The organism is Enterovibrio norvegicus (genome assembly GCF_002876705.1).
Classification (GTDB): domain Bacteria; phylum Pseudomonadota; class Gammaproteobacteria; order Enterobacterales; family Vibrionaceae; genus Enterovibrio; species Enterovibrio norvegicus_B.
This window is the reverse complement of the sequence record NZ_MDAG01000025.1, coordinates 49,958-62,093: the sequence shown is the minus strand read 5'-3', so window position 1 is coordinate 62,093 and position 12,136 is coordinate 49,958. Positions and strand designations below refer to the sequence as shown.

The 12,136-nt window shown below is 47.0% G+C and carries 11 protein-coding genes; 2 read left to right on the top strand and 9 right to left on the bottom strand.

The features are described 5' to 3' along the window. Positions 1 to 227: 227 nt before the first annotated feature. From hemN to BCT27_RS14505, 5 genes are all read right to left on the bottom strand, one after another. On the bottom strand, positions 228 to 1,601 hold the full coding sequence (gene hemN, locus BCT27_RS14525) for an oxygen-independent coproporphyrinogen III oxidase (protein ID WP_102391556.1): 1,374 nt from the start codon (positions 1,599 to 1,601) through the stop codon (positions 228 to 230). 112 nt (positions 1,602 to 1,713) lie between these two features. Further along, positions 1,714 to 2,211, bottom strand: a complete 498-nt coding sequence (locus BCT27_RS14520) for a DUF2489 domain-containing protein (RefSeq protein WP_102319047.1) — start codon at positions 2,209 to 2,211, stop codon at positions 1,714 to 1,716. After that, positions 2,212 to 2,763, bottom strand: coding sequence for a Der GTPase-activating protein YihI (gene yihI, locus BCT27_RS14515; RefSeq protein WP_102391557.1), 552 nt, complete (start codon positions 2,761 to 2,763; stop codon positions 2,212 to 2,214). Further along, the gene (locus BCT27_RS14510) at positions 2,760 to 3,407 is read right to left on the bottom strand and encodes a class I SAM-dependent methyltransferase (RefSeq protein ID WP_102391558.1); all 648 of its coding nucleotides are present in this window, start codon (positions 3,405 to 3,407) and stop codon (positions 2,760 to 2,762) included. The genes yihI and BCT27_RS14510 overlap by 4 nt, the downstream gene beginning before the upstream one ends. A gap of 674 nt (positions 3,408 to 4,081) precedes the next feature. Next, positions 4,082 to 4,699 (bottom strand): c-type cytochrome, encoded by a 618-nt coding sequence (locus BCT27_RS14505; RefSeq protein ID WP_017011975.1) that lies wholly within the window; start codon positions 4,697 to 4,699, stop codon positions 4,082 to 4,084. Positions 4,700 to 4,848: 149 nt separating this feature from the next. Between BCT27_RS14505 and yihA the strand changes: the two genes are divergently transcribed. Continuing rightward, positions 4,849 to 5,526: a ribosome biogenesis GTP-binding protein YihA/YsxC gene (yihA, locus tag BCT27_RS14500; RefSeq protein WP_102319044.1), complete on the top strand. Its 678-nt coding sequence runs from the start codon at positions 4,849 to 4,851 to the stop codon at positions 5,524 to 5,526. A gap of 598 nt (positions 5,527 to 6,124) precedes the next feature. Here yihA and spfP read toward each other — a convergent pair. Together spfP and polA are read right to left on the bottom strand one after the other, a co-directional pair. Next, complete coding sequence (gene spfP, locus BCT27_RS26065; protein WP_438356882.1) at positions 6,125 to 6,172, bottom strand: small protein SpfP; 48 nt, start codon at positions 6,170 to 6,172, stop codon at positions 6,125 to 6,127. 208 nt (positions 6,173 to 6,380) lie between these two features. Further along, on the bottom strand, positions 6,381 to 9,182 hold the full coding sequence (polA, locus tag BCT27_RS14495) for a DNA polymerase I (protein WP_102396096.1): 2,802 nt from the start codon (positions 9,180 to 9,182) through the stop codon (positions 6,381 to 6,383). Positions 9,183 to 9,813: 631 nt separating this feature from the next. On the opposite strand from polA, the gene elbB reads away from it, so the two are divergent. Further along, on the top strand, positions 9,814 to 10,464 hold the full coding sequence (elbB, locus tag BCT27_RS14490) for an isoprenoid biosynthesis glyoxalase ElbB (RefSeq protein ID WP_102396095.1): 651 nt from the start codon (positions 9,814 to 9,816) through the stop codon (positions 10,462 to 10,464). A 243-nt stretch (positions 10,465 to 10,707) separates the two neighbouring features. Here the strand turns inward: elbB and BCT27_RS14485 are convergent, their stop codons facing one another. Further along, entirely contained in the window at positions 10,708 to 11,145 is a 438-nt protein-coding gene (locus tag BCT27_RS14485; RefSeq protein WP_102319041.1) for a GNAT family N-acetyltransferase, read from the bottom strand. A gap of 167 nt (positions 11,146 to 11,312) precedes the next feature. After that, complete coding sequence (locus BCT27_RS14480; RefSeq protein ID WP_102396094.1) at positions 11,313 to 11,993, bottom strand: 7-cyano-7-deazaguanine/7-aminomethyl-7-deazaguanine transporter; 681 nt, start codon at positions 11,991 to 11,993, stop codon at positions 11,313 to 11,315. Between the last annotated feature and the right edge of the window lie 143 nt (positions 11,994 to 12,136).

Below are 12,136 nucleotides of genomic sequence, written 5' to 3'. Positions count from 1 at the left end.
TCATGTTCGACGCACTATTTACACTGAATGAAATGGCAGCAGCGGGCCCAGGTCAACTGGCCGCGGCAGCTCTCGCTGTGGTACTGGCTGTATTCAGCCTAGGCAGCGGCGCGTAAGCGCAAAGCAATAACGCCAGATCGAAAAAAGCCGCGATAGCGGCTTTTTTCGTTTTTGTCTTTGGTGATCTCGCTAACTCGCGTAGCGATCACCTTCAGTCACTCATCACATTAAATCACTCGAGAGAACTGCTGCTGGCGTGCACGATCGCGAAGGTAGGTGTCAAAACACATACAGATATTGCGGATCAGTAAACGGCCTTTCAGCGTCACCTTGATGCTTGTCGCATCCACGTCCACCAACTCATCATCAACGAAGCACTGAAGTAGCGATAAATCTTCAGCGAAGTACTTATCGAATTCAATGTCATAGGTGCCTTCAATCTCGGACTTATCAAGATAGAAATTACAGATCAGCGATTTAATGACTTCACGGCGCAACAAATCGTCGCCATCTAACATGACGCCTTTCCACAGCGCATGACGTTGCTCTTCCACTTGGCCGTAATATTTCTTCAGCTCTTTTTGGTTTTGAGCATAACAATCACCAATCATGGAAATCGCTGACACACCCAAACCCAGCAAATCACAGTCGCCTTGCGTGGTGTAGCCTTGGAAGTTGCGGTGAAGGTTTCCTTCACGCTGTGCCACAGCAAGCTCATCATCCGGCAACGCAAAGTGATCCATACCAATGAATTGGTAGCCTTCACTCGTCAACGTACCAATGGTTTGCTCCAACATGGACAAACGCACTTGTGGCGACGGTAAATCTTCATCTTTGATTTTACGCTGAGCAGCAAACAACGATGGTAGGTGCGCATAATTGAAAACAGACAAGCGTCCCGGCTTCATCTCAAGCACTTGCGACAGGGTTTTCGCAAATGTCTCACCGTTTTGGTGTGGAAGGCCATAAATCAAATCAAGGTTGGTTGAGCGGAAGCCCAAGGTTTTAGCACGCGACACCATGTCACGAATGAAGGTTTCATCCTGCTCACGGTTCACCGCTTTCTGTACGGTTTTATCAAAGTCCTGAACGCCAATACTTAAACGGTTAAAGCCTTCACTGCGCAGGTGATCAAGCATATCCAGCTCGATTTCGCGCGGATCGACTTCGATGCTGATTTCAGCATTGTCATCCAGTTGGAATTCTTGGCGAAGCAGCCCCATCAATCGAGAGACCTGCTCTTTGGTCAAAAAGGTTGGCGTGCCGCCGCCCCAATGAAGCTGTGTCACGTTGCGATCATGCAGCAAATACGCACGCTGGCGGATTTCTTGCTCTAGCGCATCCAAATACGCATCCGCTTTGTGCTGATGTCGTGTAATGACTTTATTGCAGCCACAGTAGTAGCAAAGCGTATGACAAAAAGGGATATGAACGTAGAGAGACAGGTTTCTCTCTGGGTATTGGGTACATGCCATGTCAAATTCCGCGGCGGTAAACACCTCATGGAATTCCAGCGCGGTTGGATAGGAGGTATAACGAGGGCCTGAGTAGTTGTACTTCTCGATCAGACTCTGATCCCAAATGATTTGCTGTTTTGACATGTATATTTCGCCCAATATGAACAACCGGAGAGTATTATTTTGCCACACTCTCCGGTGTCAGATGAATCAATCTCGCTGCTCAACGGCAATTTTGCTGGACTGATCGTAGCGATCAGCTCGCTAACGTCCGAATAGGTGTCATCTTGGCACCAGTAAAAGCGAGGATTTCTTCGAGTTCGATTTTGATCGCATCCTGAAGACGAGTTTCCGTTTTCATGCGCTCTAAATCATGACGCATCCTTTCTTTTTTCGGGATGGCCTTTCGGGCGTCACCACGTGGCATGTCCTTAACCACGTCATACAATTCATAAAGCGCAGGAAAGCGCGTCGGGTAATCCACACGCTTTTCTCCCTGTAGGTGATCCATGATCATAAACAGACGGATCGCCGCTTCTGACAAATCGCATTGATCTTGCAATGTTGCCATCGCAATCACATCAACGCTTTCGATGATCTTGTTGTTTCTTTGGGTAATCGCCGCTTTTTGTTGCGCAGCCTGAAAGCGAGTTTGTCGACGAAGTTTCGACAACAACCAACCGGCATAACTTGCTAACCCAAGAACAATGACGCCGCCAAGCGCCACAACACCTAAAGGAAGAGTCTCCAACACTTACTCCTGATCGAATTTTAGGTTTTCAAACTCAGCCAATAAATCATCGTCGCCGCGGCGCGATTTCTTTCCTTTTGGCTGTTCTACTGGCGCTTCTTCTTGCTCTTCTTCCAGCAAGCCAAGCTGTGCCATCAACGCTTCAATGCGATCCAGTTTCTCATCAACGTAAGACTGCAGACCTGCACCGAGCTTCTCGCCATTTTCAATACGGTCTAACAACACATTTAGTTGTGCATCGTTTTCAAGCATGTCCAATTCTTTTGCAGCATCTAGGCGACGAACCTTTTTACCTTCTGCTGACTTTGGATGTGGCTTTTGCTCAACAATCAATGCGATAGGCTTTTTGCTACCCAAACGAGGGTCTCTTGTTGCGTTGATTTGGCGTTGCTTTTCGACTTTACCATCAGAATGGCGAGAGCCCGCTTTCAAACCTTTACGACGGTTTGCGCGTTTGCGTGCCAATGACGCAACGTCATCTTTGCTCAATGAACGGTCATTGTATTGTGCAGGACCTTCAGAGCCGACTTTGCGTGCTTTCTTCTTGCGGGTCATTCGTTTTTCTTCCTCAGTAAAATTACGTCGTTACCAACAAAGTCCACGTCAAGACCATCACGATCTGCCAAAAAGCAGAACGTTTCGCGACTAAAAAAACTCACGTGGGTTGGATCGTTCTTGTAATGCCAGCGCTTAAACGCGTCAGCATCAATAACGAGCTTGGTCATGATAGCTAACCAGCCTCCAGGCTTAACCAGACTCAGTAACTGTCTCCATTCCTTGTGAGGCAAGTAAAAATGTTCAATCGCTTCGGTGCAGGTAACGAAATCGTATTGCGTCTCGAGCACCGTGGTGTCAGGCGAAAAATACGGATCGTAAATCGACATTGTATGCCCTTTATCCGCCAGCATGCTGGCCAACACAGGACCAGGCCCACAACCAAAGTCTAAGCCTCGCTGAGAGGCCATACCGAGCTTTTCGCTCAGTGGCATGGCAATGCGGCTCAGAAACTGGCGATAGCCTTCATCTTCCGCCGAATTCTCATGCAGGTCGTAATGCGCTTTCTCTTCATCCGGTGAAAGTCGGCTAGCAGGATCGGCGAAAACCAGTGAACAAGGGTCACAACGGAAATATCGACGACGTTTATCCTGCTCAAAATCGACGACATGGGTCGACTGACAAAGCGGGCAATCAAGGGTCATTGGAGATTTCTACACCAAAGTGAATGGCGGAAATGTATCAGAAAGATGGATAAGAAAAAAGCGACAGGCAAGGCCTGTCGCTCTATAGCGTTCTAAAGAACGGATTTTACCGTTTTCATCCCTAACAGTAACACCACTTCCCGGTGAACAATATTCCTTTTGTGATAGGGCTTCCTGCCGTTTTTATTTGAATTTTGCTCGTCAACATCCTGTTGTCTCCACCATCCTGGCGGGTGTCATTCTCTCGTCCAGAGAGTGTCCTATCGGCGTTATTCCTTCACACCGCTTGTCATCCTGACAACAAAACATCCTGTTCTTTCTAAGGCTCATCCAGAGCCAGTATCCGTTTGTCCGCTACGCACCCTGCGTCATCGTCCTGATGGTCCATTCCGTGTCGTGTTCCCTGTCGACATAGATAAGTTTACGAGTCTCTCGAAAACAAAACAGGTCATGTTTCACAAAACGCACTACCCATTTTTGGGGAAATTAAATATCTACCTGAAATGTAGAACAAAAAAATAAAGTCTGTCATTTTTTCGCGCGTATGACGCGTCTAACAATGGTCGATCGCTTACACGCAAACAGGAAAAATGCTCAGAAAGACAAAAGGCAGCTCTCGCTGCCTTTTTGATAACTTAACCTTTCAATGCCAGATTACGGCATCAGGATGGTGATCAGTGCAAACCGCCAACATAAAGAGAAATCGCTTCAATCTCTTTGTCGGAGAGCTTAGATGCAACAATTTGCATCATGCCATTCATGTCGTTGTTTCGCTGCTTATCACGGAATGCCATCAACTGAGATTTGATGTAATCAGCATGTTGGCTAGAGATTTTAGGAAAGCCGGACAGTGCCGTGCCGTTACCACGAGGGCCATGACAGGCAATACACGCTGCAATGCCACGCTCTTTATCACCAGCGAGGTACAATTGCTCACCAACAGGGATTGACGATTCAGGCGTGCTACCGGCTTTCGGTGTTTGTGCCGCGAAGTATGCCGCGAGATCGGACATATCTTCTTCTGACAGAGAGGCAACCATGCCGGCCATGACGGCGTTATTTCGGCCTTGAGCGCCACCAGAGGTCATTCCCAACTTAAAATCTTTAAGTTGCTTCAAAAGATATTTTTCGTGCTGGCCTGCCAAAACTGGGTTTGCAGCGATGAGGCTGTTACCATCAGCGCCATGACAAGCTGCGCAAGTGGCTGATTTTGCTTTACCTGCTTCTGCATCACCCTGTGCATAGACGGTAAAACTCGCAAGTAAGGTGAGTAATAGCGCTAATTTCTTCATGACATTCCATTTATAATTATCAAGCTTCCAATACCACGATGCTCGCGCCATCATGATACAATCATTGAGCAAAAACCGAGCACGGATATTTTACACAATTTCACATAAAAGTAATCAGTCGACTACATAAAGTCGAGACGGAGTTAACAGTGAATCCTTCACTCAACTATCGCAATACCCACTTTATTACCAGTGCACCGGACATTCGTGCCCTGCCAGCTGATACCGGGATCGAGGTTGCCTTTGCAGGCAGATCGAACGCGGGTAAATCGAGCTCTATTAACAGACTATGTGATCATAAGGGTCTGGTAAAGGTGAGTAAGACACCAGGTCGCACTCAATTAATTAACCTTTTCAAAGTGGATGAGGGATGCCACATCGTTGACTTACCTGGGTATGGCTTTGCGCAAGTCCCCCTGGAAATGAAGAAAAAATGGCAAAAATCCCTTGGGGAATATTTGCAAAAACGTGATCAGCTCAAGGGCTTGGTGGTGCTAATGGATATCCGCCACCCACTGAAAGAGCTCGATCAGCAACTGATTTTCTGGGCGGTAGATTCGAACCTTCCTGTTCTTGCTCTGCTCACCAAGTGTGACAAGCTGAAAAGCGGCGCACGTAAAGCAGAGCTGGTGAAAGTTCGTGAAGCAGCAAAAGACTTTGGCGGCGATGTGGAAGTCGAACTCTACTCATCACTCAAAGGTGTTGGCGTAGATAAGCTGCGCAAAAAACTTGATGGCTGGTACTTCCCATATCATGAAAGCGGTGTTGAGACTGACGTTGAAGACAGCGCTGACGCAGTGCCAGCGGACGTTGATTCTGCGGAATAAGCACGCCAAATAAAAACCCCACCTCATGGGTGGGGTAACGGGAGAGAAATAGGAGGTTTTTTTATTCGTTATAGAATCAGTGTCAGCAATGATTCTCATCCTCGCAAGTCCACACCACCCGCATCACCTGTTTTTTTGCCTTACTTAACAGACAGCTAATTCATTCCGCCTTTTAACCTTATGATTCATCATGTTTTTAGTTATCCAAAAAAATCTTATTTTTTTAAAAGAATTATCATGATTCAAACATGTTTTTTGGCTACAGAATTACTGGAATTGAGTTACAGAATAAAAGGTAAAAAAATGGCCGAACTGAGAGTCAGATCGGCCAGAATCAACATGGAGATGCACTGTCTTAAACACTACCGCAGTGAGTCTCTACACATTAAGAATAAGAAGCAGTGGTTATTATAGCGTCAACATTGATAATTTAAAGTAATTACTCTAATTTTGTTTACTCAAAGACAACAACACACAGAAAAACAAGACTAAATCATTGTTATTTAATCAATTAAAGAAATAGAAAGAGACGAATGAAAGGTTGGATTCGCCACATAAAAAATGCCCCGGTCGATATACATCGACCGGGGCTGCTGAATCAGCTAAATCCAATAACGTGAAACAAAAGGTCTGAAAGATAGAACATCTTACCTCTGTACCCTACGCGAATAACTGTATACCAAATGTTCGATTAAGAAAACCCTTTACGTAATTTTTTTTCATAAAATTATAAAAAAGAACACGAGATGTATTCATCTTGTTTCATTGGGTCGAAAAAAAAGCCCACTATCGTGGACTTTTTTCGCGTTAAATTTTAAGTGTTTACCAATTCAACATCGCTAAGTCGCCCGGTTTTAGTGGGCTTGGTCCCAGTTAATACCGCTACCTGATTCAGCAATCAAAGGCACTTCAAGCATTGCCGCCGACTCCATGAGCCTGCAAACCATCGCTTCTACCTCAGGCAGGTGTTCGGTATCGACTTCCAACACCAATTCATCGTGCACTTGCATGATGAGAGAAACACGTCCTTCAGGCTGCTGCTGAATCCAACTATCTACAAAAATCATCGCACGTTTAATGATATCAGCCGCCGTACCTTGCATCGGTGCGTTAATCGCCGCACGTTCCGCTGCTTTACGGCGCATACCATTGCTTGATTTGATCTCTGGCAGGTGTAATCGACGTCCAAAGATAGTTTCAACATACCCTTGCTCCGCCGCCTGCAAACGTGTGATTTCCATGTATTGCTTCACGCCAGGGTAGCGTTCAAAATAACGCTCCATGTATTGTTGCGCTTCACCGCGTGGAATCCCCAACTGCTTCGCGAGACCGAATGCACTCATGCCGTAGATCAAACCAAAGTTAATCGCCTTCGCACGTCGACGCATTTCAGACGTCACATCCGAAATATCAATGCCCATCACTTCTGCAGCAGTGGCACTGTGGATGTCTTTACCATGTCGGAATGCATCAATTAACGCTTCATCACCCGACAAGTGCGCCATGATACGCAGTTCGATTTGAGAGTAATCGACAGCAAGAATGGTTTTACCTGCAGGTGCAATGAAGGCTTGGCGAATGCGACGACCTTCTTCATTACGAATTGGAATGTTCTGCAAGTTAGGATCGGTTGAAGACAAACGTCCTGTCGCTGTTACTGCTTGGTGATATGACGTGTGAACACGCTTGGTGGCTGGGTTCACCATCTTCGGCAATTTGTCAGTGTAGGTGGATTTTAGCTTCGCCAATCCACGGTATTCCAAAATGCGTTTTGGTAGTGGGTAATCCAACGCCAGCTCTTGCAACACTTCTTCATTGGTTGAAGGTGTGCCTGACGGTGTTTTTTTGATGACCGGCAGCCCCATTTTTTCAAACAGAATGGCTTGCAGCTGTTTTGGCGAGCTGAGATTAAACTCTTCACCTGCCAGTTCAAACGTCTCTTTTTCAAGGACGGCCAAACGTGCTGCAATTTCTATCGATTGCTTGCCAAGCATGTCGCTATCAATCAACACACCGTGGCGTTCAATACGCGAAAGCACAGGCACTAACGGCATCTCATATTGCTCGAAAATGGCTTTGAGCTTGTCATCACCATTGAGATGGACAATCAACGCAAGGTGCAAGCGCAACGTCACATCGGCGTCTTCCGCAGCATACGCAGCCGCCTGCTCCAGCTCAATTTGGTTGAACGTTAGCTGCTTTTTACCTTTACCCGCAATGTCTTCAAAGCTGATGCACTTATGCTGCAGGTAACGCGTGGCAAGGCTATCCATATCATGACGGCCAGCCACACTGTTATACACGTAAGATTCCAACATGGTATCGAACGCAATACCCTTCATGTTGATGTCGTAACGCGCCAACACACTGGCATCGTATTTGAGGTTTTGACCTACCTTCAATGCGCCAGCATCTTCCAGCCAGCCCTTCATTTCAGCAATCACCCAATCACGATCCAATTGACTAGGCGCATCAAGGTAATCGTGAGCAACGGGGACATAAGCCGCTTCACCCGGTGCAATGGCAAAGGAAAGACCAACCAAGTTAGCTTCCATGTAATTCAGGCTGTCTGTTTCGGTATCGAAAGCAACCACATCAGCGGCGCGCAGTTTGTCCATCCACGCGTGGAACGCTTCTTCGGTCAATACCGTGTCATATTGGCTGCGATCGATAGCAGCCGCAGAGAATTCAGCGTCTTTCGCGGCAGCGGTTGATGAAGTACCCGCAGATGCAGAAGAAGAGGCACCAGCCGCGACGGAGTCAATACCAGCATTGCCGCTTTGCGCTTCTGCAAGCCAACGCTTGAAGTTCAATTCTGTAAACAGCGTCACCAGCTTTTCGTTATCAGCGGTGCCATTGATCAACGCTTCAGGGCGAGCAGGCAATTCACAATCCAGCTTAATGGTTGCTAGTTCATAAGACAGGTAAGCATGTTCACGGTTGTCTTCGAGCTTTTTCGCCATGGTTTTAGAGCCACGGAAACCTAAGCCTGCAATTTGGTCAAGGTTGTCATACAACGTATCCAAACCACCGATGCCCGCGATCAAGGCCGTTGCTGTTTTTTCACCCACACCAGGAACACCCGGAATGTTATCGACTTTATCGCCCATCAGTGCGAGGTAATCGATGATGTGCTCAGGGCCGAAGCCGTACTTATCATGCACACCCTGTGGATCCATGATGACATTGGTCATGGTGTTGATCAGCGTGACGTTTTCATCAACCAGCTGCGCCATGTCTTTATCGCCCGTACTGATCAAGATCGGCATACCCGCCGCCGAACCTTGTGTCGCGAGCGTACCGATCACGTCGTCCGCTTCCACGCCTTCGATCACCATCATTGGGAAGCCCATGGCTTCAATGATCTCGTGCAATGGCGCGATCTGACCGCGAAGATCATCCGGCATTGGCGGACGATTCGCTTTGTACTCACTGTACATGTCGTCGCGGAAGGTCTTTCCTTTGGCGTCAAAAATCACCGCCACATTTGATTTTGGGTACTGCTTCACCAAACTGCGTAGCATGTTGACTACGCCATACACGGCACCCGTCGGTTCACCTTTTGCATTGGTGAGATTAGGAGAAGCGTGGTACGCGCGGTAAAGGTAGGAAGAGCCGTCGACCAAAATCAACGGGTTTTCAGGATTCATGGCCATAACTGTCTTAGCTAACCGGAAAATGATGGATAGGTAAGGATGCCATGACTAAGGAAATCTGTTAACCCACGATTGAGAGATAGTTACCCAAACATCCATAAGTTGAAGGATTCAGCGTACTTTACACCCCATAGTCAGCGAGAAAATGGTTTATACCCAAACAACCTAAATCCTGCATCCTCAGGTCGTTTGGGTATAAGTGGCCGATTGGCTTAAAATTAATGCTGGAAATTCACACAGTAGGCCGAAAAGGACGACCATTTAAAACCCTACGTTGAGTTATACAACACACGCCGTTCTGTGGATAAGTTTGTTGGTATTTATTTTTAACGTGTTAGATCGCTTGTGTATATTTATAAAATAAGAAAATTAATTCCTTATTTTATAAATAGTTAACACCAACACTTTGATCGTGATCAGGATCGTGATCAGATCATCGACTGTGGAAAAAGAAATTATTCTTCTCTCAACTCGACGAAAAACCAAATTTTCGTCCTGAAATGAAAGGATGTGATCTCGTTGCATTCAAATACACATCGCTTTGCTCATAATCTGAACTTCTTTTGATGATTAGATAGGCATCATTCCGCTGCCACTCTTTTCGATTATCCACTGATACGAGGTGCTGAGAATGAAAAATATTGCCGTGATTTTATCCGGGTGTGGTGTCTTTGATGGCACAGAAATTCACGAAGCGGTGCTATCCCTCCTCGCGATAGAGCAAGCTGGCGCGAAATGGCATTGCTTCGCACCGGATATTGAAAAGCGTCACGTGCTTAATCATCAAACAGGCGAAGAAAGCGGCGCACCACGGAATGTGCTGGAAGAATCGGCACGCATTGCGCGTGGCGAGGTGCGCCCTCTCTCTACGCTAGATGTTCGAGAATTCAATGCATTGCTGCTACCGGGCGGTTTTGGTGTGGCAAAGAACTTGTGTGATTTCGCCGTCAATGGCACGGCAATGACAGTACAAGAAGACGTATTGGCGGCATGTAAAGCCTTCGCTGAAGCAGAGAAACCGGCAGGCTACTTGTGTATTTCTCCCATACTGATCCCTGCGATCTATGGCCCTGGCGCTAAAGGCACCATAGGGAATGATCCTGAGACGGCTGCCGCATTCAATGCGATGGGCGGTGAACACATCCAATGCCCTGTCGATGACTTCGTTTTGGATCAAAGCCGTCGTGTGCTTTCAACCCCTGCTTATATGCTGGCTAACAGTGTCAGTGAGGCGGCGTCAGGCATTAACAAATTGGTCGCGAAATTGGTGGAGTTGGGATAATTCGAACTCAAGGGGTAAAAGAGGTAAGCCAAAAAGAAAAAAGCGACGCCGGAAGGGGCGTCGCCTGCATCAGGGTAAACTGCTAGAAAAGGCGCAGTCTAATGCAAATACATATACTGGAAGCAATGTGAGCAATGTCGTGTGCCCCTCAGCGAAGATATCGCGTTTCGCCTTAGGACGAGATAATAATAACCATTCTCATTATCATCTGACAAGCCCTTTCGTTCAATTTTTCTTCAGTCTTTAGTTAGATGTGATCTTTTTCACAAAATGTAGGCGGTACTGCGCCAATTCATCTTTCTTTTCTAAATGCTCTATGTGGTAGTGATTATTCAGTAACAAGCACAGCATGCCCGCATAGCAGTTGCGAGACTTCACGCGAATGGTTTGGTAGCCATGGTTTGCCACCCAACGCTCCTGCGCATGCAGTAAGCCTTGTGCAATGCCTCGACGACGCCCTTGCTTAGTCACACCGCCGATCCAGCTATAAAAGCAATCGTCATCCAGTTGATAGCCAAGTTTAACGCCAACCAATTCGCCATCGTCGTCAGCCACCAACACAAGACATGCTTTGTCGCCTATGCGCCGTTTAAGAGATGCTAACGTTTCAACACGCGCGAACTCTTCAATTTTCCCGAGCACGTTCACGGCTTCTGCCAGCGTGCCTTCTCGAATAATCATGGTAAACATCCTCATTACAAAAGCGTCCAAGCGCCCGTCTAGCGAGTATAGTTATTCCGACGTGACACGATATGTTTCGGAGCAATAAAGCCCCAGCTCCAAACCTGGAGCATAAAAAAAGCCGATCTCCCGATCGGCTCCTCTTCCCTCAAAACTGTGTGTTTGCGTTAGACGCGGCTTGAACTCGGCTGCTCAATCGCAACGCTCGCCTCCACCTTGGTGATCCGACTGACAACATAATTCAGCAGCACACCGTACATCGGCACAAACAATCCAAGGCTGATCACCAGCTTGAATGCGTAATCCACCAGCGCGATTTCTTTCCAGTTTTCCGCCATAAAAGCATCAGGACTGTTGTAAAACGCAATGGCAAAAAACGCCAAGGTATCAATCGCATTACCAAACAACGTTGAGCAGCTAGGCGCAACCCACCATTTCTTGGTTTGACGCAGACGATTGAACACATGAATGTCGAGGATTTGTCCCAGCATGTATGCCATGAAACTTGCGGCGGCAATACGGGCGACAAACAGGTTAAATTCCGTCAGATGTGCGAGACCTTGATACTGTCCTTGATAAAACAGCACGGATAACACATAAGAAATCAGCAGTGACGGCACCATGACACTGAAGATGATCCGACGCGCCATGCCTGCACCATAGATACGTACCGTTAAATCTGTTGCCAGAAAAATAAACGGAAAGGTAAATGCGCCCCAAGTGGTATGAAAACCAAAAATGGTGAAAGGCAGCTGAACCAAATAGTTGCTAGATGCAATGATGACGAGGTGGAAAACCACCAAGTATGAAAGGGCTTTGCGCTGTTGCGCGGGCGTAAAAGTGCTCATTGTGAACCTTTTTGTCATTGGGGGCGAGGGAACCCAAATTAACTACAAATGCTAAGCCTTTGGACTTAACACCTTATTTTTCACTGATTCGCGAACCTATTTGGCGCGCTCATTCTTAACGAATGGATCAGAAGGTGGCGAAT

Bases quoted from the DNA above. Each gene is read 5' to 3' on its own strand.
- hemN (WP_102391556.1), bottom strand. From the start codon at position 1,601: ATGTCAAAACAGCAAATCATTTGGGATCAGAGTCTGATCGAGAAGTAC.
- yihI (WP_102391557.1), bottom strand. From the start codon at position 2,763: ATGACCCGCAAGAAGAAAGCACGCAAAGTCGGCTCTGAAGGTCCTGCA.
- BCT27_RS14510 (WP_102391558.1), bottom strand. From the start codon at position 3,407: ATGACCCTTGATTGCCCGCTTTGTCAGTCGACCCATGTCGTCGATTTT.
- BCT27_RS14505 (WP_017011975.1), bottom strand. From the start codon at position 4,699: ATGAAGAAATTAGCGCTATTACTCACCTTACTTGCGAGTTTTACCGTC.
- polA (WP_102396096.1), bottom strand. From the start codon at position 9,182: ATGGCCATGAATCCTGAAAACCCGTTGATTTTGGTCGACGGCTCTTCC.
- elbB (WP_102396095.1), top strand. From the start codon at position 9,814: ATGAAAAATATTGCCGTGATTTTATCCGGGTGTGGTGTCTTTGATGGC.
- BCT27_RS14485 (WP_102319041.1), bottom strand. From the start codon at position 11,145: ATGATTATTCGAGAAGGCACGCTGGCAGAAGCCGTGAACGTGCTCGGG.
- BCT27_RS14480 (WP_102396094.1), bottom strand. From the start codon at position 11,993: ATGAGCACTTTTACGCCCGCGCAACAGCGCAAAGCCCTTTCATACTTG.